The 25,086-nt window shown below is 64.4% G+C and carries 21 protein-coding genes; 5 read left to right on the top strand and 16 right to left on the bottom strand.

What is annotated here, in order from left to right:
• Window positions 1-143: 143 nt before the first annotated feature.
• On the bottom strand, window positions 144-2,072 hold the full coding sequence (gene typA / locus FDW81_RS00375) for a translational GTPase TypA (RefSeq protein WP_138131986.1): 1,929 nt from the start codon (window positions 2,070-2,072) through the stop codon (window positions 144-146).
• Between the two features lie 245 nt (window positions 2,073-2,317).
• Here typA and FDW81_RS00370 point away from each other — a divergent pair, with 245 nt between their 5' ends.
• Window positions 2,318-3,274 (top strand): SGNH/GDSL hydrolase family protein, encoded by a 957-nt coding sequence (locus FDW81_RS00370; RefSeq protein WP_138131984.1) that lies wholly within the window; start codon window positions 2,318-2,320, stop codon window positions 3,272-3,274.
• Window positions 3,275-3,321: 47 nt separating this feature from the next.
• Here FDW81_RS00370 and FDW81_RS00365 read toward each other — a convergent pair whose 3' ends face one another.
• The 6 genes from FDW81_RS00365 to ychF form a co-directional block, all read right to left on the bottom strand.
• A complete protein-coding gene (locus FDW81_RS00365) occupies window positions 3,322-5,028 on the bottom strand; it encodes an ABC transporter ATP-binding protein (RefSeq protein ID WP_138131982.1) in 1,707 nt (568 codons plus the stop codon).
• A gap of 11 nt (window positions 5,029-5,039) precedes the next feature.
• Window positions 5,040-5,990: an ABC transporter permease gene (locus tag FDW81_RS00360; protein WP_138131980.1), complete on the bottom strand. Its 951-nt coding sequence runs from the start codon at window positions 5,988-5,990 to the stop codon at window positions 5,040-5,042.
• Window positions 5,980-6,909: an ABC transporter permease gene (locus FDW81_RS00355; RefSeq protein WP_138131978.1), complete on the bottom strand. Its 930-nt coding sequence runs from the start codon at window positions 6,907-6,909 to the stop codon at window positions 5,980-5,982. Before FDW81_RS00355 ends, FDW81_RS00360 begins: the two co-directional genes overlap by 11 nt.
• A 130-nt stretch (window positions 6,910-7,039) precedes the next feature.
• A complete protein-coding gene (locus FDW81_RS00350) occupies window positions 7,040-8,710 on the bottom strand; it encodes an ABC transporter substrate-binding protein (RefSeq protein ID WP_138131976.1) in 1,671 nt (556 codons plus the stop codon).
• A 279-nt stretch (window positions 8,711-8,989) separates the two neighbouring features.
• Window positions 8,990-10,753 (bottom strand): ABC transporter family substrate-binding protein, encoded by a 1,764-nt coding sequence (locus tag FDW81_RS00345; protein WP_138131974.1) that lies wholly within the window; start codon window positions 10,751-10,753, stop codon window positions 8,990-8,992.
• 97 nt (window positions 10,754-10,850) lie between these two features.
• On the bottom strand, window positions 10,851-11,936 hold the full coding sequence (ychF, locus tag FDW81_RS00340) for a redox-regulated ATPase YchF (RefSeq protein WP_138131972.1): 1,086 nt from the start codon (window positions 11,934-11,936) through the stop codon (window positions 10,851-10,853).
• A gap of 101 nt (window positions 11,937-12,037) precedes the next feature.
• On the opposite strand from ychF, the gene FDW81_RS00335 reads away from it, so the two are divergent.
• The gene (locus tag FDW81_RS00335; protein ID WP_138131970.1) at window positions 12,038-13,228 is read left to right on the top strand and encodes a DNA recombination protein RmuC; all 1,191 of its coding nucleotides are present in this window, start codon (window positions 12,038-12,040) and stop codon (window positions 13,226-13,228) included.
• Window positions 13,229-13,327: 99 nt separating this feature from the next.
• On the opposite strand, the gene FDW81_RS00330 is transcribed toward FDW81_RS00335, so the two are convergent.
• Both FDW81_RS00330 and FDW81_RS00325 read right to left on the bottom strand, forming a co-directional pair.
• Window positions 13,328-14,407, bottom strand: coding sequence for a 4-hydroxy-3-methylbut-2-enyl diphosphate reductase (locus FDW81_RS00330; RefSeq protein ID WP_138131968.1), 1,080 nt, complete (start codon window positions 14,405-14,407; stop codon window positions 13,328-13,330).
• A 9-nt stretch (window positions 14,408-14,416) separates the two neighbouring features.
• Window positions 14,417-15,268: a hypothetical protein gene (locus tag FDW81_RS00325; protein ID WP_138131966.1), complete on the bottom strand. Its 852-nt coding sequence runs from the start codon at window positions 15,266-15,268 to the stop codon at window positions 14,417-14,419.
• A gap of 219 nt (window positions 15,269-15,487) precedes the next feature.
• Here FDW81_RS00325 and xseA point away from each other — a divergent pair, with 219 nt between their 5' ends.
• Entirely contained in the window at window positions 15,488-16,819 is a 1,332-nt protein-coding gene (xseA, locus tag FDW81_RS00320) for an exodeoxyribonuclease VII large subunit (RefSeq protein ID WP_138131964.1), read from the top strand.
• Window positions 16,816-17,034: an exodeoxyribonuclease VII small subunit gene (locus tag FDW81_RS00315; RefSeq protein WP_138131962.1), complete on the top strand. Its 219-nt coding sequence runs from the start codon at window positions 16,816-16,818 to the stop codon at window positions 17,032-17,034. Before xseA ends, FDW81_RS00315 begins: the two co-directional genes overlap by 4 nt.
• A 6-nt stretch (window positions 17,035-17,040) precedes the next feature.
• On the opposite strand, the gene FDW81_RS00310 is transcribed toward FDW81_RS00315, so the two are convergent.
• The 6 genes from FDW81_RS00310 to FDW81_RS00285 form a co-directional block, all read right to left on the bottom strand.
• Window positions 17,041-17,895 carry a polyphosphate kinase 2 family protein gene (locus FDW81_RS00310; protein ID WP_138131960.1) on the bottom strand — a complete coding sequence of 285 codons (855 nt, stop codon included), beginning with the start codon at window positions 17,893-17,895 and terminating at the stop codon, window positions 17,041-17,043.
• A 52-nt stretch (window positions 17,896-17,947) separates the two neighbouring features.
• Window positions 17,948-19,168, bottom strand: a complete 1,221-nt coding sequence (locus FDW81_RS00305; protein ID WP_138131958.1) for a pyridoxal phosphate-dependent aminotransferase — start codon at window positions 19,166-19,168, stop codon at window positions 17,948-17,950.
• 140 nt (window positions 19,169-19,308) lie between these two features.
• Window positions 19,309-20,271: an ABC transporter substrate-binding protein gene (locus FDW81_RS00300; RefSeq protein ID WP_138131956.1), complete on the bottom strand. Its 963-nt coding sequence runs from the start codon at window positions 20,269-20,271 to the stop codon at window positions 19,309-19,311.
• Window positions 20,268-21,011: an ABC transporter permease gene (locus FDW81_RS00295; RefSeq protein ID WP_138131954.1), complete on the bottom strand. Its 744-nt coding sequence runs from the start codon at window positions 21,009-21,011 to the stop codon at window positions 20,268-20,270. The genes FDW81_RS00300 and FDW81_RS00295 overlap by 4 nt, the downstream gene beginning before the upstream one ends.
• Complete coding sequence (locus tag FDW81_RS00290) at window positions 21,008-21,739, bottom strand: ABC transporter permease (RefSeq protein ID WP_138131952.1); 732 nt, start codon at window positions 21,737-21,739, stop codon at window positions 21,008-21,010. The genes FDW81_RS00295 and FDW81_RS00290 overlap by 4 nt, the downstream gene beginning before the upstream one ends.
• Window positions 21,739-22,836, bottom strand: coding sequence for an ABC transporter ATP-binding protein (locus FDW81_RS00285; RefSeq protein WP_138131950.1), 1,098 nt, complete (start codon window positions 22,834-22,836; stop codon window positions 21,739-21,741). The genes FDW81_RS00290 and FDW81_RS00285 overlap by 1 nt, the downstream gene beginning before the upstream one ends.
• 250 nt (window positions 22,837-23,086) lie before the next feature.
• Here FDW81_RS00285 and FDW81_RS00280 point away from each other — a divergent pair, with 250 nt between their 5' ends.
• Entirely contained in the window at window positions 23,087-24,103 is a 1,017-nt protein-coding gene (locus FDW81_RS00280) for a pirin family protein (protein WP_138131948.1), read from the top strand.
• 15 nt (window positions 24,104-24,118) lie between these two features.
• On the opposite strand, the gene FDW81_RS00275 is transcribed toward FDW81_RS00280, so the two are convergent.
• A complete protein-coding gene (locus FDW81_RS00275; protein WP_138131946.1) occupies window positions 24,119-25,066 on the bottom strand; it encodes an N-acetylglucosamine kinase in 948 nt (315 codons plus the stop codon).
• Window positions 25,067-25,086 lie beyond the last annotated feature (20 nt).

The following is a 25,086-nucleotide window of genomic DNA, read 5'->3' as shown; positions in this document are numbered from 1 at the left end:
TGCGCGGCTCGGCTCAGCTCCGGAGAGAAAAAGCCGGAACGACGGCGGGAAGTTCCGCCAGCCGTTCCGGCTCTTCAATCAAATTTTTTGTCCAGCCATGCAGGGCTCACGTGCCCTAAAGCCAGCTTATCTGGACAAAAACTCTAGGCCTTGGCGCGGGCGCGGTTGGCCTTGGCACGCTCATTGGTGTCCAGGATGACCTTGCGGATGCGGATGGCCTCCGGGGTCACCTCAACACACTCGTCCTCGCGGGCGAATTCCAGGGACTCTTCGAGGGTGAGATCGCGCGGCGGCGTCAGGTTTTCGAAGGTGTCCGAGGAAGCGGCACGCATGTTGGTGAGCTTCTTCTCCTTGGTGATGTTGACGTCCATGTCGTCTGCGCGGGAGTTCTCGCCAACGATCATGCCCTCGTACACCTCGGAGGTGGGCTTGACGAAGAAGGAACCGCGTTCCTGCAGGTTGATCATGGCGAACGGGGTCACCACGCCGGCGCGGTCCGCAACCATGGAGCCGTTGGTACGGTACTCGATGGGACCAGCCCACGGCTCGTAGCCCTCGGAAATGGAAGCAGCGATGCCGGCGCCGCGGGTGTCCGTGAGGAACTTGGTGCGGAAACCGATCAGGCCACGGGCCGGAACGATGAACTCCATCCGGCACCAGCCGGTGCCGTGGTTGGCCATGTTGGTCATGCGGCCCTTGCGTGCGGCCATCAGCTGGGTGACGGCACCGAGGTACTCTTCGGGTACGTCGATGGTCATGTGCTCCATCGGCTCGTGGATCTTGCCGTCGATGGTCTTGGTGACAACCTGCGGCTTGCCAACGGTCAGTTCGAAACCTTCGCGGCGCATCTGCTCAACGAGGATGGCCAGGGCGAGCTCGCCGCGGCCCTGGACTTCCCAGGCGTCGGGACGCTCGGTAGGAAGCACCTTGATGGAGACGTTACCGATCAGTTCCTTGTCCAGGCGGTCCTTCACCTGGCGGGCGGTGACCTTGGCACCCTTGACCTTGCCGGCCAGCGGGGAGGTGTTGATACCGATGGTCATGGAGATCGCGGGGTCGTCAACGGTGATGAGCGGCAGCGGCTGGGGGTTCTCGACGTCGGTGAGGGTTTCACCGATGGTGATGTCCTCGATGCCGGCGACGGCGACAATCTCACCGGGGCCTGCGGACTCGGCCGGAACGCGCTCCAGTGCCTTGGTGGCCAGGAGTTCGGTGATCTTCACGGTCTTGAGCTCACCGTTTTGGCGGGCCCAGGCAACCTGCTGGCCCTTGCGGAGAGTGCCGTTGTAGATGCGGAGCAGAGCGAGGCGGCCCAGGAACGGGGAGGCGTCCAGGTTGGTGACGTGCGCCTGCAGCACCCCCTCCGGGTTGTAGGTAGGTGCCGGGATGTGCTCGATGATGGCCTTGAACAGCGGCTCAAGGTCCTCGTTGTCCGGGGCGGAGCCGTTGGCGGGCTGCTCCAGGGAGGCACGGCCAACCTTGGCCGCGGCGTATACCACGGGCACTTCGAGGACCTTGTCCAGGTCCAGGTCCGGCACCTCGTCGGCGAGGTCGGAAGCCAGGCCCAGGAGCAGGTCCATGGACTCGTGGACGACTTCGTCGATGCGGGCGTCGGGGCGGTCGGTCTTGTTGACCAGGAGAATAACCGGGAGGTGCGCCGCCAGTGCCTTGCGGAGCACGAATCGGGTCTGCGGGAGAGGGCCCTCGGACGAGTCCACGAGCAGCACAACGCCGTCAACCATGGACAGGCCGCGCTCCACCTCGCCGCCGAAGTCGGCGTGGCCGGGGGTGTCAATCACGTTAATGGTGATGGTCTCGCCGTTGGAGGAAGGACCGTTGTAGGCCACGGTGGTGTTCTTGGCCAGGATGGTGATGCCCTTTTCACGCTCAAGGTCACCGGAGTCCATCACACGGTCTTCGAGGTGGTTGTGCTCGGCAAAGGAATTGGTCTGCTTGAGCATGGCATCAACCAGGGTGGTTTTGCCGTGGTCAACGTGGGCCACAATCGCGACGTTGCGCAGGTCACTGCGCGATGCAGTGGCTACCGCGGTGTTGGTGGTGGTTTCAGACATGCGTAATGGCTCGATTCAGTGGTGAAAGTCAGCTGTTGTATCGCGACATTTCCAACTGGAACGCACGACAGATTAGTCCCTTGCACAGGGCTCCTCACCCCAGTCTACCGGCAGTGGCATTTAATGACCTAAAAGGGGGAAAAACCAAGCCAGCGCCCGGCAGCGCCCCGAGTCAGGCACGCGGTTTCCCAGCTTGCCCTACAGTTACTGGATTAACCCTTGCCGATGCCCCATGATTGCTCTTGATGAGCAGACAGAATCCCGGAGACGGCAGATCCGCCCTGTCCAGGACACTGGTGCGCATCCTGGTGCTGGGAATCACCGCCGGCGTTCTCCTTGCTGCCCCCGGCCAGCCCCGGCAGCATGTGCTGCCAGCTTCGCCTGCCCAATCTGCGGGCTCCGCTCCCGCCCCTGGAGGCCGGCCGCCCAGCGTACTCGTGACCCCGTCGGCTGCGGCCCGAGCGGCGGCCGCCCCATCCGGGTTTGATCTGGCTAACGTCCTTGAACGTCCCACCCTGCTCCCTGGCGACATCTACCGGAACCCTGTTTTTGGCCGGGACGAGGTGGTGGTTGCAAATGTCAGCAAAACCGCCGTCCTGATCGGCGACTCGCAGTCCGAACCGGATGACGGATGGCCCAGGCTTGCACTCGGCGCCCTCGGCTACAACGTCCATTTTTGCGGTTACGGCGGCACCGGATTCACCGCCGCCAACGGCAGGATGGGCAACTATATCGATGCCCTGGAACGCGGGGACTGGCTGCTGCCCGTCGGGACACCGGGACTGGTGGTGGTCCAGGGAGGCGGAAATGACGCATCCCGGGGAGCAACAGACGCCCACATCACCGCCAATGCAAACCGTCTGCTCAAAGCGTTGAAAGACCGCTATCCCAGCACGCAAATCGTGATGGTTGGTACTCTTGGCCGGGGAGCAAACAACGGCGGAGGCCGCCGCAGCCAGGTGGACAGCCTGTTGGCTGCCATTGCCGGGAAGCAGGGCATTCCCTTTGCCAGCGTCGGGGATTGGCTGACCAGGTACAAGTTGACCCACCGGCTGGCCGATACCGTCCACATGGACAGCGAGGGACGCAAGACACTGGGCGTTCTTTTGGAGCGCCGGCTGCGGGAGCTCCAGATCCGGGACCTCAAGGCAGCCACCGGCACCTCGGCGGCCCGCACCGGGGACGTCAAAACGATGGGCTGAAGCCGCTGCTCCCAAGGAGCAGCGGCTTCAGCCCATCATCGTTTTTCCTAAGCCACTTGCGGCGGCAGCATAAGCTTTGCACCAGGAATGGCGTTCAGCAGCGCCTTGGTGTAGTCCTGCTGCGGTGATTCAAAGACCTCGTCCGTAGTCCCTGTCTCGACCAGGCGGCCCTTCTCCATCACGCAGACGTGGTCCGCGATCTGACGCACCACCGCGAGGTCGTGCGTGATGAAGAGATAGGTCAGCCCAAGGTTGGACTGCAGGTCTGCGAGCAGGTTGAGCACCTGCGCCTGGACCAGAACATCCAGGGCGGAAACTGCTTCGTCACAGATAATGACTTCGGGATCCAACGCGAGGGCACGGGCAATTGCTACTCGCTGCCGCTGCCCGCCGGACAGCTCATTCGGGTACCGCTGCATGGTCGATTGCGGCAGAGCCACCTGGTCCAGCAGCTCGCGTACCTTCTTTTCCCGGCTTGCTTTGTTCCCCACCTTGTGCGTCCGCAGGGGCTCCTCGATGGTCCGGAAGATGTTGTACATCGGGTCCAGGGAACCGTACGGGTCCTGGAAGATCGGCTGCACCCGGCGGCGGAACTTGAAGAGCTCAGCCGGCTTCAGGACTGAAGTATCGACGCCGTCGAAAAGGATCCTGCCCTCCGTCGGCTTCTCAAGCTGGAGCACCATCTTCGCCACCGTGGACTTGCCGGAGCCCGACTCCCCCACGATCGCCGTCGTGGTCCCACGCTTGACGTCGAAACTCACGCCATCAACTGCGGCAAAATCAGATGACTTCCCAAAGCCCTGGCGGAGCTTGTACACCTTGCGGAGGTCCTGGATCTGCAGGACATTGTCCGCCGCCGCCTCCTCGGACGCAGGAGCCAGGAGGTCCGTTGCTTCAACGCCCTGTTCCTTGGCTACCTGGATCCGCCGGCTTGCCAATGACGGGGCGGACTCCACGAGCCTCTTGGTGTACGGGTGCTGGGGGTTCTGCAGCAGCTCCAGGGAGGGCCCGGACTCCACCACCTGGCCGCGGTACATGACCACTACCTTGTCGGCGCGCTCGGCTGCCAGGCCAAGGTCGTGCGTGATCAGGAGGACTGCCGTGCCCAGCTCGGAGGTCATGCCTTCTAGGTGGTCCAGGATCTGCCGCTGCACGGTGACGTCAAGTGCTGACGTTGGCTCGTCCGCGATCAGGAGTCTCGGCTGGCAGGACAGACCGATCGCAATGAGGGCCCGCTGGCGCATGCCGCCGGAGAACTCGTGCGGGTACTGCTTAGCCCTGCGGTGCGCATCAGGAAGTCCCGCTTCGGACAGTACCTTCGCGATGTCGTCGGGGCCACCCGGCCGGCCATTGGCCCTCAGCGTCTCTTTGACCTGGTAGCCGATCTTCCACACGGGGTTGAGGTTGGACATCGGGTCCTGCGGCACCATGCCGATGGTGTTTCCCCGCAGCTCGATCATGCGCTTCTCCGGCGCATGCGAAATGTCCTCGCCTTCGAGCAGGATCTGCCCGCCGGAGACGCGGCCGTTGGAGGGCAGCAGGCCGATGGCGGCCAGGGCAGTGGTGGACTTGCCGGACCCGGACTCGCCCACGATCGCCACGGTTTCGCCGGGCATGATGGTCAAGTGGGCGTTCCGTACAGCGTTCATCTCACCGTTGCTGGTGTTGAACGTGATGGCCAAATCCCGGATTTCCAGGAGGGGCCGGTTGGCCTCTGTTCCGGCTTCGTTGATTCTGACGTCGGACGTTGTCATCTGTGCCTCCTTCATCGCTGGCGGCTCTTCGGATCCAGGGCGTCGCGCAGGGCGTCGCCCAGCATGATGAAGCTCAGGACGGTGATGGACAGGGCGGCAGCCGGGTAGAGCAGCACTGCGGGGTTGGTGCGGATGGATGACTGCGCTGCAGAAATGTCGTTGCCCCAGGACATGATGCTGCCCGGCAGGCCGATGCCCAGGAAGGACAGCGTTGCCTCCAGCACAATGAACACGCCCAGTTCCATGGTGGCCAGCACGATGATGGGCGCGAGGGCGTTCGGCAGAACGTGGCGCAGCAGAGTCTGGATCCGTGATACGCCGAGTGAACGGGCGGCCGTGATGAAGTCGGCATTGCGGACCTCGATCACCGCACCGCGGGTCAGCCTGGCCATCTGCGGCCACGCAAGCAGGACAATGATCATGATCACCGTCCACACGCTCCTGTTTTCCCTGAAAAACGGCAACTGGGTGACCACCAGGGCACCGAGCACCAGCGGCAGCGCGAAGAAGATATCGCCGAGGCGGGCAATGACGGCGTCGATCCATCCGCCGTAAAAACCGGCAAGCGCACCGAGGGTCACACCGACGAGGAGTACGCCGATGACGGCGAAGACGCCAACCATGACGGAGGCCTGCGTGCCATAAATGACGCGCGCGTACACGTCGCAGCCCTGGAACGTGAAACCAAACGGGTGTCCGGGCGACGGGGCGCCGTCCGAATTCGCCAGCTGGCAGTTGTCGTTGGGCGCGGTCTGCGTGAACAGTCCCGGGAAGAACGCCACGACCAGGATGACCAGGATCATCACTGCGGAGACGATGAACAGCGGACGACGGCGGAGCTTCTTCCAGGCGTCCGCCCACAAGCTCAGGGGCGCCTGGTCCATCTTGACGGCATCCGTTGCCAGCAGAGGGGTCTCCTCGATGGGGGCAACGAAGTGGGTGGTGTCTTGGTTACTTTTCATAGCGAATCCTCGGATCAAGCCAGGCGTACAGCAAATCCACCAGCAGGTTGGCGACAACAAAGACCAGCACCAGGACGCTGACGATGGCGACGACGGTGGGGCCCTCGCTGCGAAGAATCGCCTGGTAGAGCTTTTGCCCAACACCGGGGACATTGAAGATGCCCTCGGTCACGATGGCACCGCCCATCAACCCGCCCAGGCTGGCGCCGAGGTAGGTCACCACTGGAATCATGGAGTTGCGGAGGATGTGGGCCATGACCACGCGGGGCCGGGACAGGCCCTTGGCGGTGGCGGTCCGGACATAGTCCGCAGTGGAGTTCTCGATGACGGAGGCACGGGTAAGGCGCAGCACATAGGCGAAGGACACCAGGGCCAGCGCGAAGGCCGGCAGCAGCAGAGTGCCCCAGCTGACATCCGTGCCCACCGTGGGCTTGGCCCAACCGAGGTACACCCCAAAGACAAGCTGCAGGACAAAGCCGAGCACAAAGATGGGGATTGCGATGACCACGAGCGAGGCCAGCAGCACCGTCGAGTCGAAAATCCTGCCCTTGCGCAGGCCCGCGATGAGGCCAAAGCCGATGCCGAAGACTGCCTGGATGACCAGGGCTTCGAGTGCCAGCATCACGGTGACGGGGAAGACCCTGCCGAGGGTGGCGGCGATGGGCTGGCCGGTGAAGTCGACGCCCAGGTTGAAGGTGAAGAGGTTTTTGAGGAACAGTCCGTACTGGACCCAGAACGGCTGGTCCAGGTTGTACTGCCGGCGAAGGGCAGCGATGACGGCTTCGCTGGGCGGGCGGTCTCCGAAGAGCGCCCTGATGGGGTCTCCTGGAAGGGCAAACACCATGAAGTACACCAGCAGCGTGGTGCCCAGGAAAACGGGTATGACTTGGAGCAGGCGCCGAAGAATGAACCGGATCACAGCGCACCCTCCGGAGCTGGTGAGGAAAGGGGGAATTTCATTTGGGACAGCTTCCTGCCGGTATCAAGGCGATGGGGGCCCGGCTGGCACCGGACCCCCACACTAGCCGCTTGGTTGAACGGTCGGAGAACTACTTTGCGGTGATGTTGTAGTACTGGATGACACCGTTCCAGCCGCTGTCCACGTTGGTGACGTTCTGGCTCCACACAACCTGGCGTGCGGAGTACCACAGCGGGAGGTTGGGCAGGTCCTGGAACAGGATTTCCTGCGCCTCAGTAAACTTTGCGTTGGCATCGTCCGTGGATTTCGAACCCAGGCCCTCGTCGAGGAGCTTGTCGAACTCAGGGTTTGAGTAGCCCTCGTAGTTGGCGCTGGCACCGGTCCTCAGGAGCGGGCCAAGGAAGTTGTAGAGCGACGGGTAGTCGGCCTGCCAGCCTGCCCGGGCAAAGCCGGGGAGGGTCTTGGACTTGCGCAGGTCCAGCAGTTCAGCAAACTTGGCGAAGGGCTGGCCTTCAACCTGGATTCCGAGGTTGTTCTTCAGGTTGTTGGCGACGGCGTCGATCCATTCCTTGTTGCCACCATCGGTGTTGTAGCCGAGCTGCAGGGTCTTGTCCGCGGGCCACGGGCTGATCTCGTTGGCCTTCTCCCAGGTTTCCTTGGCCTTGGCTGCGTCGAACTTCAGGACCTCAGAGCCCTCAACGTTCTCGTTGTAGCCGTCCACTGCCGGGGAGGTGAAGTCCTTGGCAGGGATGCGGGTGCCGCTGAAGATGACCTTGGTGATCTCATCGCGGTTGATGGCCATGGAAATGGCCTGGCGGCGCAGCTTGCCGGCCTCGCCCTGGAACTCCGGCAGGTAGCCGGGGATGTTCAGGGTGGAGTTGCCGGCGTACGGCTTGTTCAGGTGGTTCTCCGGGAAGTCCGTGGTGTACGTCTTGAGGGCGTTGGTGGGAAGTACGTCCGTCACGTCCAGGTTGTTGGCCTGGATGTCCGTGTAGGCGGGAGCCGGGTCGGTGTAGAACTTGAAGGTCACCCCGCCATTCTTGGCTTCGCGGGGACCGGAGTAGTCCTCGTTCTTGACGAGCTCGATCTGGCTGTCGTGCTGCCAGGCGCCTTCCTTGGCCATCTTGTAGGGGCCGTTGCCTACCGGGTTCTCGCCGTAGGCCTTGGGGTCGGCGATAGCCTCCGACGGAAGCGGCATGAAGGCGGTGTAGCCAAGGCGCAGCGGCCAGTCGGCTTCCGGCTGGGCCAGCTTGACTTCAATGGTGGTGTCGTCCTTAAGCACCAGGCCGGACAGGGTCTGCGCGGTGGGGGCGGGGACCTCGGTCTCGCCTTCCTTCTTGGTGGCGCTTACGGCGTCGTAGCCCTCGATGGATTCGAAGAAGCTGCTGTTGGCCTGCGCGTTGTTGCTCAGTGCGGCGAAGTTCCAAGCGTCAACGAAGCTCTTGGCGGTGACTTCCTCGCCGTTGGTAAACTTGGTGCCGCTCTTGACCTTGATGGTGTAGTTCTGTCCGTCCGGCGACTCAATGGACTCCGCCAGCGCGTTGACCGACTCCCCGCTGGGGCTGTAGCTGGTGAGGCCTTCGAACAGGAGCTCGACCACGCGGCCGCCGTAGACTTCGTTGGTGTTTGCCGGCAGCAGCGGGTTCTGTGGTTCGTTGCTGTAGGCAGTGATGATCTTGCTGGGATCGCCGGCGGCGCCGCTGGCTCCGTCAGTGCTGCCGCCTCCAGCGCCGCAGCCGGTGAGAGCAAGTGCGGCGATTGCCATGATGCCCAATGCTTTGGAAGTGCGCGTAAAACGCATTCCGCCTCCTATGAGTTGTGGGAGATAACGAGGGGAATCTTGTGCTTCCCCACAGGCGCGACGCAACCGTTGTGCTGTGACGCAACCTACATATTTGAGTAGCCTAACCGCATGAAGTCCAGATACTGGTACTCCGTTGCCAAACCGTGACCGGCTTGACCTGAACGCTTAGTCGGTCAACAGAAGTTGTGCAAGTCACATGCTACTCGCCGGTAGCCGCGACGGCGAGTTTCGACAACTGAAAAGCTGCCTCTCCCATAAGCGCAGGCCTGACGCGGGTTATGCCAGGCGCCACTCCCAGACGTTCCACCACACGCCCAAGGGCCCTGAACTGGTTTTAACGCCCGTCACGCGGGCGCTGAAGGCGGTGGTCCCAATGGTCTGGTAGAGCGGGAGCCCATAGGCGCTCTCCCAGATCTGTTTGTCAATGTCCGAGAGGAGCTCATCCTGCTTGGCCAGGTCCATTGTGCCCGCCAACTGTTCCATCGCTTTGTCCGCGTCACCGTCGGAGAAGCCATTGAAGTTGCTGCCTGCCGCGGTACGGAAAATCTGGGGAATGCGGCTGACTCCAGCCGCCGTGCCGATCCAACCCAGCAGGGCGGCGTCGTATCCTTCGCCACCGAGGGCGCCGGCCCAGTCAGCGCTCCCCAGCCCCGCGTCGACCACCTGGAAACCAGCCAGCGCGGCGGAATCCCGAATCAAGGAAAATGCCGTGGCGCGGTTGGGGTTGTCACGGTTATACAAGATCCGGACAGTGGGGGTTGCACGGTCCAGCAGGGCCTTGGCCGCAGCGATGTCCACCTCTGCGTAATCCGAGGAGCCATTGTTTTTGATGGTGTCGTTGTACTTGGGCTGGGCGGGGAGGAAAACGTGCGAATCGAGGGGTTTCGCATCGGGCAGGAGATCCCCCACTACGGCGTCGACGATGGCCTGGCGGGGAACGGCTTTGAGGAACGCCTCGCGCACGTCCTTGTCGGCGAAAGGCCCGGAGAACTGGAGGTCCAGATGGTCGTAGCCGGACTGGCTGTAACGTTCAATGGTGGTGCCCTGGTCAGCCAGCCCGGCGAAGAGTTCTTCTGTGCCCGCGGCAGGCTGCGGCGCAATGATGTCAACTTGCCCATTTCGGAGCCCATCGACTGCCGCAGGCACGGAGCCGGTGAAACGCACGTTGATTTCATCAAGCCAGGGTTCCTGTCCCCAGACGTAGTCGCGGTTCCGGACGAGCTTCATGGAGACTTCCGGAACTATGTCCCTCACGATGTACGGGCCGCTGGAAAGGTACATCGCAGGATCAACGGGGAGCCCGGTGGAATCGAACCCGGAATTCCAGAAATCGCTGACCCGCTTGAGCGGCGCATTAAGCGCCGGCTCTTCCACATTGCCGCGCGGCGAGTCCCGGATCAGGTCAACCAGGTCCTCTTCGTCATTCAGGCCGCTTTTCGCCGCAATGACGTGGGCAGGGAGTCCGACATCGAAAGCGACTTCCCAGTCAGCGTAGGGTGTGGCGTATTCCAAGGTGATGGAGCGGCCGTCTCCGCCGATCTCAGGCAAGACGGTGCCCGCGAGGCCGCGGGTGTCAGAGGCAACCGAAAAGTACTTTGTTCCCGTTCCGGCCGTGGGGTCGGCGTCGTCGAAGTACCCTGAACCGGCCGCCCAGCTCAGGAGGAGGTCCCCGGCATCGATAGCTTCGCCGTCGGACCACTTGACGCCCTCGTTGACCGCGTACCTCACCTTAAGCGGCTGGTCCGATACCTTCTCGTACCGGCCGAACTTTTCGTTCCGGACCACCCTCGCGCCGTCATCCAGGTAGTAAAAGCCCGAATGCGTGATGTAGCCGATCTTCGAATTGATGTCGGTATTGCCGCCGGCGCTGTACGGGTTGAAGGACGAAAAGGCGTTGACCTCCGCAACCGTTACGCTGCCGCCCCGCTTGGCCTCCCCCATCACCACCGGGGCGGCGCCGCCGCTGCCCGAGCAGCCTGAGAGGACCATGGCAGCGGCCACGGCCGCGGTGATGTACTGCATCAGACGCCTGACCGGCATGCCGCCTCCTTGTTTTCCTTCTGCGGGAGGGGCTCCTGGCATCGCAGGATCACGCCCTGCTATTCAGCATAAGGCGTCCGGCGGGTAAGCGGCCTGATCAGACGTTGAAGCGGAACTCCACGACGTCGCCGTCGGCCATGACGTATTCCTTGCCCTCGATCCTGACCTTACCGCGGGACTTGGCCTCCGCCATGGATCCAGCCGCGATCAGGTCGTCAAACGCCACCACCTCGGCCTTGATGAAGCCGCGCTGGAAGTCCGTGTGGATGACGCCGGCCGCCTGCGGTGCGGTGTCTCCCCGGCGAATGGTCCACGCGCGTGTTTCCTTGGGACCGGCCGTCAGGTAGGTCTGCAGTCCCAGGGTATGGAAGCCGACGCGGGCCAGCTGGTCAAGCCCGGATTCGTCCTGGCCGTTCATCTCCAGCATCTCGCGGGCTTCTTCCTCATCGAGTTCAACGAGGTCGGCTTCGAGCTTGGCGTCCAGGAAGATGCAGTCGGCCGGCGCCACCATCGCGCGCAGTTCTTCCTGCTTTTCGGGGCTCCCCAGGATTCCTTCGTCGACGTTGAACACATAAATAAAGGGCTTGGCGGTCAGGAGGCTGAGTTCCTTGAGGTGTTCCATCTCCAGCTTGTCGCTTTTAATGGAGGAGTAGATGGTGTCCCCGCGCTCCAGCACTGCCTGCGCTGCCTTGATCGCGGCGAGTTCGGCGGCCTCGCGCTTCTTGATCTTGACCTCTTTTTCGATCCGGGGAATGGCCTTCTCGATGGTCTGCAGATCGGCGAGGATCAGTTCGGTGTTGATGGTCTCCATGTCGGAGCGGGGATCCACCTTGCCGTCGACGTGGATGACGTCCGGATCGTCAAACACGCGCACCACTTCTGCGATGGCTTCCGCCTCGCGGATGTTGGCGAGGAACTGGTTGCCCAACCCCTCCCCTTCGGATGCTCCCTTGACGATGCCGGCAATGTCCACGAACGAGACGGCTGCGGGCAGTACCCGCTGGGAACCGAAGATCTCCGCGAGTTTCTGGAGCCGGGGGTCGGGCAGGTTCACGACGCCGACGTTCGGTTCGATGGTGGCGAACGGATAGTTCGCGGCCAGGACCTGGTTGCGGGTAAGTGCGTTGAAGAGGGTTGATTTGCCGACGTTGGGCAGTCCGACGATGCCAATAGTAAGAGCCACGAGCATTGATTCTACCCGCAGCGCGGGCTTCAGGGCTGCGGGGCTTCCTGGCGGAAATGTCGCTTCGGGGAAATGTCACAGCCCCGTGCGACAGTGAGGGCATGGATGCTTTCGCGTTGGTTCTTGCTTTGTTCATGCTGCTGCTGGGTGCCTTTGCGGGCGCCGGAGCGGTGTTCTTCGTGCTGCGGAAAAACGCCCGGGGACTGGAAGAGGATTTCGACGCCGTATCGTCGCGGCTTTCGGAGGTCAGCGCCCAGTTTGCCGCGGCCGACGCCGAGCGGCGGCTTTTGGCTGCACAGAACCGGGAACTGGGCGAGGCACGGACGCAGGACGGCAGCGTGCTGCGCGCACTGGCGCCAGTGGCGGAGAAACTCACGGCGGTACAGCAGCAGGTGGCGCTGCTGGAGCGCGACCGGATGGAACAGTATGGCCAGCTGGCACAGCAACTCCAGGAAGCCCGGCTCTCGGATGAACAGCTGATCCGTTCCACCCACGCCTTGGAGTCTGCCCTTCGTTCCAACAGCGCACGCGGCCAGTGGGGGGAAGTCCAACTGCGGCGGGTCGTGGAAGCATCCGGAATGCTTCGGCACGTCGATTTCATCGAGCAGGTGCACAGCGCCGGGGGCGACTCAAGCGTGCGGCCCGACCTGGTGGTCCAACTGCCCGGCGAAAAACAACTGGTGGTGGACGCCAAAGTACCCCTCTCCTCCTACCTGGAGGCGCAGGAACTGGGTGCGGGACAGGAACGCCGCAACCAGCAGGCCTTGCTGACGGCCCACGCCAAGGCACTGCGTGCCCACGTGGATTCGCTGGGCAACAAGAAATACTGGGACATCCCGGGCAACTCCCCGGAGCTGGTGATTTGTTTCATCCCCGCCGAATCCATTTTGGCTGCCGCGCTCACAGCCGACGCGGGGCTCCTGGATCATGCCCTCTCAAAGAACGTGGTGCTGGCCTCCCCCAGCACGCTGCTGGCCGTGCTGAAATCGGTGGCCTTTACCTGGCGGCAGGATGTGCTGACGGACAGCGCCCGCGAGCTGTTCGAGCTTGCACGGCAGTTGTACGACCGGATGGGCACCCTGGGCGACAATGTCAGCAAGCTGGGAGCGTCACTGAAGTCATCGGTGGACCGCTACAACGCCATGGTGGGAACCCTGGAAGCCCGCGTCCTACCCACTGCCCGGAAACTGAACTCCCTTGAGGAGTCCGGGCTTTCCGCGCCGCCGGTAGTCGAGGTCACCCCGCGGGCACTGGCCGCGCCGGAACTGCAAAGCGACGACCAAGCCGCCTGAACAGGGGGCGGGGTAGAACCAAGAGTGGGCCTGGCGAACTGCCAGGCCGACTCTCGTAGAATCATCCGCGGACGCGAAGAGTAAGTTGCGTGCGAAGGGTCAGTTGCGTGCCCGGCGCCCGCCCAGGGCCCGACTGACATCGCCGGCCTGCTTCAGGGTGGCGCGGAGTTCCTTGGGCAGCGAGAACAGAAGGTCCTCCTCGGCTGTCACGACTTCCTCGACGGTGCCGTAGCCGTAATCAGCCAGCAGGCGAAGCACGTCCTGCACCAAAACTTCCGGCACGGACGCCCCGGACGTCACGCCGACGGTGGCCACGCCCTCGAACCAGGCCTCGTCAACCTCGTTCGCGAAGTCCACCCGGTAGGAGGCCTTGGCCCCGTATTCGAGAGCAACCTCCACGAGACGGACGGAGTTCGAGGAGTTGGCCGAGCCCACCACGATCACCAGGTCTGCCTGCGGTGAAATCTTCTTGATCGCTACCTGCCGGTTAGTGGTGGCGTAGCAGATATCGTCGCTGGGCGGGTCCTGGAGCGTGGGGAACCGCTCCTTGAGCAGCCTGACCGTCTCCATGGTTTCGTCAACGCTGAGGGTGGTCTGCGAGAGCCAGATGACCTTTTCCGGGTCCCGGACCGTGACCTTGTCCACTTCGTGCGGGCCGTTGATGATCTGGATGTGTTCCGGCGCTTCACCGGCGGTGCCCTCGACTTCCTCGTGGCCATCGTGGCCAATCAGGAGGATGTCGAAATCGTCTTTGGCAAAGCGGACAGCCTCCTTGTGCACCTTGGTCACCAGGGGACAGGTGGCATCGATGGTCCGCAGGCCCCGGTCCTCCGCGGACTGGACCACGGCCGGGGATACGCCATGGGCGGAGAAGATGACGAGGGCCCCTTCCGGCACTTCATCTGTTTCCTCCACGAAAATGGCACCCTTTTCCTCCAGGGAACTGACGACGTGGACGTTGTGCACGATCTGCTTCCGCACGTACACGGGAGGACCGTAATGTTCCAGGGCCTTCTCGACAGCGATAACGGCGCGGTCAACGCCGGCACAGTAACCGCGGGGAGCAGCGAGCAGCACCTTCTTGGTTCCGGTGACCGGGGCCGCGGCAGCTACTTCCTCAGGTGAGCGGCGCCTACGCGGGACGGTTGGCATCGAAAGGGCAACAGCTGAGGGGGTCATTACTCCATGCTACCGGGTTGCCCGTGCCCGCTTTCGCGTGGTGAAGCCGGGCACAAGGCCAAGCACGAGCAGCGCTCCACCGGTCACCGCCGCTGCCACTGTCCAGGCCTGGAAATCCGCCCCCGAGGCAGCCACAAACTCATCCCTGAACATGTTGGCAACCTCATTTCCGCTGTCCGCGGACACCGCCGCAGCGGAGGCAATCCCGGCCCCGAGCGTCCAGGTGGCCGCGAGCAGCAGTGCCCCGACTCCCGCGCCGGCAAGGACTGCAAAGCGGCGCCGGGCCGCGACGAGGGCAAGAAGCATCGCGACGGCGGATCCCCCGGCCAACAGGTAGCCGGCGGGAGCGTAGGTGGCGAGGCGTTCGGTCCATTCCTTGTGCTCAGGCTGGCCCACGTTGATCAGTGTCTGGTGCGGCGGGTCCAGCGGGAGCCTGGTGGCCCGGGAAATCTCTTCGGCGCCCAGCGCCACCAAAGGAGCAACGTCAAGGGTGACGGACGAAGCGGAGGCCGCTCCACCGTCGTCCGTTCCCTGGGTGGCGAAGCTGAGGCGGTGGCTCCTCCGCAGCGCCTCCTCCCAGGCGGCCGGATACCCCGGCAGGGTGGTCAACGAGGCTGCTGCGTCCTCAAGCACCGGCTGGACCAGGCCGTTGAGGAACCCCGGAACGGCGCTGGTATCGATCGTTCCCACTGCTGCCGTGGCAAGTTGCTGCTGGAACTCCGGGTTGGCTCCAAGCGGTCCTGCCAGTTTCACGAAGCCCTGCTCCTGGGCAATGTTGCGGTCCAGCCATATGGCTGGAACGGCCACGGCGGCCAGCAGGACTGCCAGTACAGTGGCGGCAGCGGAGACAAAAGTTCGCACAGCGGATCCTTCGGGGGTTGAGGGCGTCAACCCATCCTAGGCAGGCCGTCCGGCGGGTTCTGTCAGTCCCCCGTGCTACCGCTTATGGATAAGGTTGAATGACCGTGCGGCAGCAGACAGCTGTATGGCAGACCCCCGCAGTGGACACCCGCGCAAGAACAGCAGAACAACGGACGAAGGACACCATGCCCGCAGCCCCAGCCCCGCAAGGGCGTTTGCATGTCTGAACAGGCGTCCCTCCCGGTCCCCGGCCAGCAATTTACCGCCCCCACCACGCTTCCGGCCACCGCCGCCGAAACCAGTCCGGACAATCCGTGGCCGCTCCAGCTGCTCTCGCAAAAGCTGAAGGCGCATATCGACCGCACTCCGTCCGCATGGGTCGAAGGCCAGGTCATCGAGATGAACCGGCGCGGCAGCAACGCCTACCTGACGCTGCGCGACATCGACGCCGAGGTATCGCTGCCCGCGTCGGTATGGACCAAGGTCCTGGAGCGCCAGAATCTTCCGCTGGAACGCGGATCCCGCGTGGTTGCACTGCTGAAGCCCGAGTTCTGGATCAAGACGGGCCGGTTGAACATGCTGGTAAGGGACATTCGGCCGGTGGGCCTGGGGGACCTCCTAGCCCGGATCGAGCGGCTGCGCCAGGCCCTTTCAGCCGAAGGCCTCTTTGCTGACTCCCGCAAGAAGCCCCTGCCCCTGCTGCCGCACCGAATCGGGCTCATCACCGGGCGGGACTCGGACGCCAAAAAGGACATCCTGCGCAATGCCGCCTTGCGCTGGCCGGCCGTTGAGTTTGAGATCAGGGAGGTAGCCGTCCAGGGGAACACGGCCGTCGCCCAGGTGGTCCGCGCCCTGCGGGACCTGGACGCCCTGCCCGAGGTGGATGTCATCGTCATCGCCCGCGGTGGCGGTGCACTCGAGGACCTCCTGCCGTTCAACAGCGAGGAACTGATCCGTGCCGTGGCGGCGGCCGCCACGCCGGTGGTCAGTGCCATCGGCCATGAGGCGGACAGGCCACTGTTGGACGACGTTGCGGACCTGCGGGCTTCTACCCCCACCGACGCCGCCAAACGGATTGTCCCCGAGGTATCCGAGGAACTTGCAGGTGTCCGGCAGGCACGGGTCCAGCTGCGGCGGTGCATGGAGCGGCTGGTGGACAGGGAATCGGACCGCCTCGCCTCCCTGCATTCCCGGCCGGTGCTGGCAGCGCCCGAGGGACTCGTGACCATCCGTGCAGAGGAGATCGAGCGCCTGCTGAGAAGGTCCTCGGCTGCGGTGAGTTCCTCCGTGGTCCGCGCCGCCGACCAACTGGAGCACCTGAAGGCCCAGGTGCGGGCGCTGTCGCCGCAGAAAACTCTGGACCGGGGGTACGCCGTCGTCGAACTCGCCGGACAGCAGGCGCAACAAGCCGCCGCGCAAGGCCACGCGGTGGTGCGCCGGCCTGCTGAAGCCCCCGCAGGCGCGCCTCTGTCCGTCCGGGTCGCGGAGGGCCGCTTCGGCGCCACGTCCACCGGAACACTCGAACAGCACGGAAACGGGAGAACCCAGTGACTGACCAAAAGCCAGGCAACGACATTCAGGCCCTCAGCTACGAGGAGGCCCGCGAACAGCTCATCGCTGTGGTGGGGAAACTTGAGGCCGGCGGCGCCAGCCTCGAGGAATCCCTGGCGCTATGGGAACGGGGCGAGGCTTTGGCCGCGCGGTGCGAGGAGTGGCTGGAAGGCGCAAGGAAACGGCTGGCGGCCGCCCGCGACCAGCCGCTGTAAACCGCATCAGGACCGCGCCACCAGCTCCCGTTCCAGGGCAACGTCGAACTCAGCTTTGGGCCATTGGAGGTCCAAACCCTCCATGGCGCTCAGCAGCAGCTGCTGGACGGCGATCCTGGCATACCATTTCTTATTCGCCGGGATGATGTGCCATGGTGCATGCGGGGTGTTGGTCTCATCGATGGCCGCCTGGTAGGCGCTCATGTAGTCCTCCCAGAAAGCGCGCTCGTCCAGGTCCCCACGGCTGTACTTCCAGTGCTTGGCCGGGTTGTCCAGCCGGGCCAGCAGCCGCTCCTTCTGTTCCTTGCCGCTGATGTGGAGCATTACCTTTACTACTGTGGTTCCGGACCCGCTGAGCCGCGCCTCGAACTCATTGATGGCCACGTACCGCCGCTTGATCTCCTCCGGGCTGACCCAGCGGTGGACACGGTGGATCAGGACGTCCTCGTAGTGGGAACGGTCGAACACCCCCACCATGCCGGCGGCAGGCACTTCCTTTTCGATCCGCCAGAGGAAATCGTAGGACTTCTCCTCATCGGTGGGCGCCTTGAATGCTTTGAACTGGACGCCCTGGGGGTTCATGGCTGCCATCACGTGGTGGACAATTCCGCCCTTGCCGGCGGTGTCCATGGCCTGCAGGATCAGCAGGATCCGCTTGCGCCCGCCAAACCGCGACTCGGCAAACAGCTTTTCCTGCAGCTCCGCAAGTTCGTCATCCATTTCCGTCAGCAGGGCCTGGCCGTCCTCCTTGGTGCCGCTGTAGCCGGGCGTCGAATCAGGATCGACGCCGGCCAGGGAGAAACCCTCTCCCGCCCGCAGAGTCTCAGAAGGGTGCTGATCGAAGCCAACGGCGCCGGCCATGGGGGATCCTTTCCGCGAAGTTCCACGGACCCAAAGCGCCCGTGAGCACAGGCTAGTTCCCCTGGTACCTGCTGAGGAAGTCCCCCATCCGTCCCACGGCCTCTTCGATGTCCTTGACGTTGGGCAGGGTCACCATGCGGAAGTGGTCCGGGCGGACCCAGTTGAACGCCCTGCCGTGGGATACCAGGATCTTTTGCTCCTTGAGCAGATCCAGGACGAACTTCTCGTCATCCCGGATGTGGTAAACCTCGGGGTCGAGCTTCGGAAAGAGGTAGAGGGCGCCCCGGGCCTGCTGCGTGCTTACGCCCGGGATCGCGTTGAGCATTTCGTAGGCCTTGTTGCGCTGCTCCAGCAGCCGGCCGCCCGGCAGGATCAGGTCGTTGATGCTCTGGTATCCGCCGAGTGCCGTCTGGATGGCGTGCTGGGCCGGGACATTCGCGCAGAGCCGCATGTTGGCCAGGAGGCTGATGCCTTCCAGGTAGTCCGCGGCATCCTTCTTGGGACCGGAAATGGCCATCCACCCGGCCCGGTAGCCGCACACGCGGTAGGCCTTGGACAAACCGCTGAAGGTAAGGCACAGGACGTCGTCGCCAGTCAGTTTCGCCATGTTCACATGAACGGCGTCTTCGTAGAGGATCTTTTCGTAGATTTCGTCGGCGAAGACCACCAGGCCGTGCTTTTCGGCAAGGGCAACGATCTTCCGCAGCGTCTCTTCCGGATAAACCGCGCCGGTGGGGTTGTTCGGATTGATGACCACGATGCCCTTGGTGCGGGGCGTGATCTTGGCTTCCATGTCCTCCAGGTCCGGCTGCCAGCCGGTCTCCTCGTTGCAGAGGTAGTGCACCGGCCTGCCGCTGGCCAGCGCCACGGAGGCGGTCCACAGCGGGTAGTCAGGGGTGGGGATCAGGACCTCGTCGCCGTCGTCCAGCAAAGCCATCAGGGACATGGTGATGAGTTCACTCACGCCGTTGCCCAGGTAGATGTCGTCCACGTGGATGTTCTGGATACCGCGGGTCTGGTAGTACTGCGAGACCGCCGTGCGCGCGGAAAAAATGCCGCGCGAGTCGCTGTAGCCCTGGGCATGGGGCAGGTGGCGGATCATGTCCACCAGGATGGCGTCCGGCGCTTCGAAGCCAAACGGGGCGGGGTTGCCAATGTTCAGCTTGAGGATGCGGTGGCCTTCGGCTTCCATCTGCTGGGCGGCCTGAAGGATCGGTCCACGAATGTCGTAAAGGACGTTGTTGAGTTTCGTGGACTGCCTGAATTGTGCCATCCATCAAATATGCCACAGGAAGGATGGGCGGCCGTTGAGACATGGGACACATGGCGTTCGCCCGGGACGGACGACGGCGGCTGCCGGACTTCGGAAAGTCCGGCAGCCGCCGTCGTACTGCTGAAAGGGTCAGGCAGCGGCTACTTGACGATGCCCTTTTCCTTGAGCCAGGTATCCGCCGCTTCCTTGGCACCCTGTTTCTGGCTGCCGCTGACGGCGCGGTTGAGGTTGATCAGGTCCTCCGTCGTCAGCGCGCGGGACACGGAGTTGAGCGCTTCTTTCGCCTTATCCGTCATCTTGGCTTCGTTGTACAGCGGGATGACCTGCTGGGCAATGAAGTTGTTCTTCGGATCCTCCAGCACCACAAGGTCGTTGTCCGCGATGGACGGCGTGGTGGTGTAGATGTCCGCCACCTGCACCTGGTCCTCCAGGAGCGCCTTGAGCGTCACCGGCCCGCCGCCGTCGCTGAACGGCTCGAGTTTCTTCGGCTCGCAGTTGTAGTTCTCCTTCAGGCCGGGGAGCCCATAGGCACGCTCGGCAAAGGTGGCCGGCGCACCCACCACGATCTCGCTGCAAACCTTCGCCAGGTCTTCGATGGACTTAAGCTGGTACTTCTCGGCCGTGGCCTTGGTGACCACCATGGCGTCCTTGTTTTCAGCCTTGGATGCTTCCAGCACCGCGAGACCGTTCGGCAGCTTGTCCGGAAGCGCCTTTGCGATGTCCTCAGCCGACTCCTCCGTGGCTTCCTTGTCCACGTGCAGCAGCAGGTTGCCGGTGTAGTCCGGAACCACATCCACTGATCCGTCCTGGACAGCCTTAAAGTACACCTCGCGGGAACCGATGTTCGGCTTGGTGGTTGCAGTGACGCCGGCAGCGTTCAATGCGCCCGCGTACAGCTCAGCGACGATCTGGCTTTCCGGGAAGTCGGCCGACCCGACCACCAGCGACGTTGCTTCTCCCGATGCCCCTCCCGTCGTTGCCGGAGCATTGCTCAGCGGATCGGACGGCCCGCCGCAGGCTGAGAGGGCCACAGCCATGCCCAGGCCTGCGGCCAGTCCGCTGAAGGCCCGCCTGCACAAACGATAGGGACGGTTTTCTTTCATGGTTTACCTCCTTGTACAACAGTCTCCGTGAGCACGGGGTCTGTGAGATTAACCGCAGCCTCCTGGCTGCGGCGGGACTGGGCCGGGGCCCCGGTTGCCAGGAACAGCCTCTGGAACAGGGACAGGAAGAGGTCGACGGCGATGGCCAGCGCCGCGATGAGCAGGGAGCCCCCCAGCATCTGCGGGAAGTCACTGAGGACCAGCCCGTCGAAGAGGTACCGGCCCAGCCCGCCGAGGTTGATGTAGGCCACCACGGAAACCGTGGCAATGACCTGCAGCACCCCCGTCCGGAAGCCGCCGAACATCACGGTGAGCGCGTTGGGGAGTTCTGCCCGGAACAGGACCTGGAGTTCCGTCATGCCCATGGCACGGGCGGCATCCACCACATTCCGGTCCACGCTTGAAATACCCGCGTAGGTGCCGGCCAGGAGCGGCGGGACGGTGAGGATGACCAGGGCCCAGATGGGGGGCATCAGTCCGATGCCGGCGAGCAGGACGAAGAGCGTGAGCAGGCCAAGCGTGGGCAGGGCCCGCAGCGCCCCCGCGAGCGCCACCACCGCCACCTTTCCCCGGCCGGTGTGGCCAACACAGAGGCCAACAGGGACAGCGATGGCGGCGGCAATCACCATGACCAGGCCGGTGTACTGGAGGTGCTCCGCCAGCCGGGCGGGTACGCCGGCACTGCCGGTCCAGTGCTCCGGGTCGGCCAGCCATGCGAAGGTGTCGGAGAAAACGCTCATGGGTTTCCGCCTCCGGTTTTCGCTGCTGACAGGCGCCGGGCCGCGTCAACTGCCTCTCCTGCGGTGCCCGCATCCTGTTGCCGGTTTCCCGGCTTGCCTGCCCGCTCCCAGGGGGTGAAGAGCCGCTCCAGCAGGACCAGCAGGGCATCCATGAGCAGTGCCAGGACCAGGACGGCGATGATCCCCACCACCACTTCGGTGACGAAGGCCCGCTGCAGCCCCGAAGTGAAAAGCATCCCGAGGTTTCCGATTCCCAGCAGCGCTGCCACGCTGACCAGCGAAATGTTGCTCACCGAGACCACCCTGAGTCCTGCGAACAGGACCGGCAGGGACAGCGGCAGGTCCACCCGCAGGAAGCGCGCCAAGGGTTTGAAGCCCATGGCGACGGCGGCCTGGCTTACGTCCTCGTTGACAGAGTCGAAGGCGTCCAGGGCGGCACGGACCAGCAGTGCCACCGCGTAGATGGTCAGGGCAACCACCACGTTGAGCGGATCGAGGATCCTGGTGCCCAGGATGGTGGGCAAAATGATGAACAGCGCCAGCGAAGGGATGGTGTACAGGAGCGAGGAGGCTGTGAGCACCACGGACCGGAGGGCCCGGTTTTGCCGCGCCAGCTGAGCCAGCGGGATGGAGATAACCAGCCCAAGGACCATGGGAATGCCGGCCAGCAGCAGGTGCTGGCCGGCACGTTCCAGGACCATGCCGCTGTTGGCGATGAACCACTCCATCAGAGTGCAGCCTGCCGGACCTGGCGTGCCTCTTCAATGAGGGCCAGTACTTCACCGCCCCGGATGACACCCTGCACCCTGCCGTCGCCGTCCACCGCCACACCCAGGCCGGACGGCGAGGAGAGTGCAGCGTCCAGCGCCCGGCGCAGGCTCTCCCCGGTGCGGAAAAGCGATCCGCCCGGGATCAGGCCGGCACCGGTTCCGGGGGCGACCCAGCCCAGCGGGCGCATCTCCTCATCCACCACCAGCTGCCAGCCTCCAGCGGTGGAATACGTGTCAGCGCCGTCGCGGCCTCGCACGATGGTCGGCACCTGATGGATGGCGACGCCGTCGGACGGGCTGAAGCCCAGGTGGCGGAAGCCCCGGTCCCGCCCCACGAAGGAGGCGACGAAATCATTGGCCGGGGCCCGAAGGATTTCCTCCGGCGTGGCGTACTGGGCCAGCTTGCCGCCCACGGCGAAGACTGCCACCTTGTCTCCCAGCACGGTGGCCTCATCAATGTCATGGGTGACGAAAACGATGGTTTTTGCCAGGTCCTTCTGGAGCCGCAGCAGTTCCTGCTGGAGTTCGTCGCGGACCACGGGGTCCACGGCGCTGAACGGTTCGTCCATGAGCAGGACCGGAGGGTCAGCGGCGAGCGCCCGGGCAACACCAACCCGCTGCTGCTGGCCGCCGGAAAGCTGGGAGGGGTAGCGCCTGCCGAGTGACCTGGCCAGGCCCACGACGTCCAAAAGCTCCTCGGCCCGGCGGCGCGCGTCACTTTTCGATACCCCGTTCAGGCGGGGCACGGTGGCGATGTTGTCCAGCACGGAACGGTGCGGCAGCAGCCCGGCGGACTGCATGACGTAACCCATGGAACGGCGGAGCTCGGCGGCAGGCACAGATGTGACGTCCTTGCCGCCAACAGTGATGGTGCCGGTGGTCGGTTCCACCATCCTGTTGATCATGCGCAGGGAGGTTGTCTTGCCACAGCCGGACGGTCCGACGAGAACGGTGATTGTGCCCTTGCCGATGGACATGGAGAGGTTGTCCACGGCCGGCTGCCCGCCCTGGTACTGCTTGGTAACGCTCTGGAACTCGATCATCGCCTGGTCCATGGTGCGGACTTACCTGTTCTGCTCGTCGGCTTCTGTGAGCACCGCGACATTGTCATCAGCACGCTGATAGTTACGGTAACCCAATCCGGGCCTGGCAACACCTGCAGTGCCGCCATTTAGGGGAAAAGGAATCCCTTCTGTAACCGTTCGGAGCCGCGAGCGGACCGGATGGGACGTCCCCTTTCCAACCTGTGCGGCTGACATTGCGGGGGGCGGTGGCGGCTGGCGCGGACCGGCCTAAAGTGTAGATGTGACCAACTTGGAAATTGCCCCCCAGCAGGAAGTCTGCCCGCCGGCAGGAGCGGACGGCGGTTCCGGCCCCTGCCTGCAGTTGTGGCCGGAACGGGAAGTACCGCTGGGCGGGGTCCGTGCCATGAATGTTCAGCGGACCCTGCCGCAGCGCGGCCTTCCCACCATCGGGGCATGGTGTTTCCTGGACAGCTTCGGCCCTGACCGGACGGCGATGTCTGTGCTCCCGCACCCCCATATTGGCCTCCAGACGGTGACTTGGCCCCTGGCGGGACGAATTCGGCACCGCGACAGCGTTGGCAGCGACGTGGTGGTCCGGCCGGGCGAACTGAACATCATGACGGCGGGGCACGGCGTTTCCCACTCGGAGTTCGCGGTACTGCCGCCTGCCGGAGAAGTGCTCCCGGTGCAGCGCGGGCTGCAGCTCTGGGTGGCCCTTCCGGACAGCGAACGGCACCGGAAGCCTGCCTTCGAGCAGCATTGCGAACTGCCGCAGGTCAGCGGCCAGGGCTTCACCGCCACGGTCATGGTGGGTGAACTTGCCGGCGCTGCCTCGCCGGCAACCATGTACTCACCGATCGTGGGGGCTGACGTTTCCTGCAGCGGGCCCGGGGTGTTGCCGCTCAACCCGGCTTTCGAGCACGGCATCCTGGTGCTCGACGGCGGCCTGGCGGTGGACGGCCAGGACATTCCGCCCGGCCCGCTGGGCTACCTGGGTGCCGGAAGGACGGAGCTGCAGCTGCAGGCACTTCCCGGCACCCGTTTCCTCCTGATCGGCGGCGAGCCTTTCCGCGAGGAGCTGCTGATGTGGTGGAACTTCGTTGGCCGTACCCACGAGGAGATGGAACAGGCACGGAGTGACTGGGAAGCCCAGGCGCTCCTGCAGGACACGGAGGAGGCAGGAGCACGCTACGGACGGGTACCCGGCCATGGGCCCGACGCGGGACCGGAAGCGGGACGCATCCCCGCTCCCCCGCTCCCGGCCGTACGACTCACCCCCCGGAAACGGGCCGTGTAGGGGACTGAACCCCCGTCAGGCCTGCTCGGTTACCAGCTGCAGTACGCCAAACACCGGTTCCTGGTCCAGCACCCGGATATCCTCTGCTCCCCCGGCCACCAGGTGGCGGCGGAACGAATCCTGCAGCGGCGCCACGTTCATGCCCAGGCCACCGCCAAGGATCACCGGTCCGGTGAGGCCCAACTGGCGGAGCACCTGCAGGGCCATGGCGGCGAGATCCGCCCCGGCCTGCTCCAGGAGCGCCTGGCTTTCGGGGTGGCCGGCGGCGGCCGCCTCCACCACCTGCCTGGCCTGCTGCGCCCAGAAGCGCCGGCCGGTGGCAGGCGAATGGAACAGCGCAATAAGCCGGTTGGGATCGTCCACCCCGCAGGATTGCAGAAGGGCCGTAGTGAGTTCGTCTGCCGGCTGGCCCTGGTTCATCCTCCGCAGGCTGTGCCGGACCGCCTCCCGGCCCAGCCAGTAGCCGCTTCCCTCGTCGCCGAGAAGGTAGCCCCAACCTCCCGCCCGGGCTTCGCCGCCGTCGGCGTTCCTGCCCCAGGCCGCCGAACCGGTGCCGGCGATCACCGCAACACCACTGCTGGCATGTCCCGCAGCCAGGAGCAGGCGGGAGTCATGGACCACGGTGACCCGCGCGCCGGGGACGTGCGGCTGGATCAGGGACGCCAGGGCGGCCGCGTCGTCCTCGGTGTCAATGCCGCCGGACCCGGCGTAGACCTGGGCAACCTGGCCGCCGCCGATGCGTGCGAAGAGGTCGGCGAGATTGCGGGCCGCCTCGTCACGCGTCACGTTCTGGACATTTGAACTGCCCGCCGACTGGTCCGCCACCGGAACCCCGTCCTCAAAGCGGACCCCATGGGTCTTTGTCCCGCCGATGTCCAGGCCAATGATCACGCCGCGGGGCGGGCTGGAGGCGGGAGCCTGAAGAGCGGACGGGCGTGATGAGCGATTCTCAGGGTTGGTCACGTCACAAGGGTAATGGTGCC

It is taken from the genome of Pseudarthrobacter sp. NamB4 (genome assembly GCF_005796185.1).
Lineage (GTDB): Bacteria > Actinomycetota > Actinomycetes > Actinomycetales > Micrococcaceae > Arthrobacter.
The sequence above is the reverse complement of the archived record's forward strand: the minus strand, read 5'-3'. Positions and strand labels throughout refer to the sequence as shown.

Coding starts and splice junctions, on each gene's coding strand:
- FDW81_RS00290 (WP_138131952.1), bottom strand. CDS start 21,739: ATGGAGTGGTTCATCGCCAACAGCGGCATGGTCCTGGAACGTGCCGGC.
- FDW81_RS00300 (WP_138131956.1), bottom strand. CDS start 20,271: ATGAAAGAAAACCGTCCCTATCGTTTGTGCAGGCGGGCCTTCAGCGGA.
- FDW81_RS00360 (WP_138131980.1), bottom strand. CDS start 5,990: ATGAAAAGTAACCAAGACACCACCCACTTCGTTGCCCCCATCGAGGAG.
- FDW81_RS00345 (WP_138131974.1), bottom strand. CDS start 10,753: ATGCCGGTCAGGCGTCTGATGCAGTACATCACCGCGGCCGTGGCCGCT.
- FDW81_RS00330 (WP_138131968.1), bottom strand. CDS start 14,407: ATGACCCCCTCAGCTGTTGCCCTTTCGATGCCAACCGTCCCGCGTAGG.
- FDW81_RS00365 (WP_138131982.1), bottom strand. CDS start 5,028: ATGACAACGTCCGACGTCAGAATCAACGAAGCCGGAACAGAGGCCAAC.
- FDW81_RS00310 (WP_138131960.1), bottom strand. CDS start 17,895: ATGGCCGGCGCCGTTGGCTTCGATCAGCACCCTTCTGAGACTCTGCGG.
- FDW81_RS00370 (WP_138131984.1), top strand. CDS start 2,318: ATGAGCAGACAGAATCCCGGAGACGGCAGATCCGCCCTGTCCAGGACA.
- typA (WP_138131986.1), bottom strand. CDS start 2,072: ATGTCTGAAACCACCACCAACACCGCGGTAGCCACTGCATCGCGCAGT.
- FDW81_RS00335 (WP_138131970.1), top strand. CDS start 12,038: ATGGATGCTTTCGCGTTGGTTCTTGCTTTGTTCATGCTGCTGCTGGGT.
- FDW81_RS00305 (WP_138131958.1), bottom strand. CDS start 19,168: ATGGCACAATTCAGGCAGTCCACGAAACTCAACAACGTCCTTTACGAC.
- xseA (WP_138131964.1), top strand. CDS start 15,488: ATGTCTGAACAGGCGTCCCTCCCGGTCCCCGGCCAGCAATTTACCGCC.
- FDW81_RS00285 (WP_138131950.1), bottom strand. CDS start 22,836: ATGGACCAGGCGATGATCGAGTTCCAGAGCGTTACCAAGCAGTACCAG.
- FDW81_RS00295 (WP_138131954.1), bottom strand. CDS start 21,011: ATGAGCGTTTTCTCCGACACCTTCGCATGGCTGGCCGACCCGGAGCAC.
- FDW81_RS00350 (WP_138131976.1), bottom strand. CDS start 8,710: ATGCGTTTTACGCGCACTTCCAAAGCATTGGGCATCATGGCAATCGCC.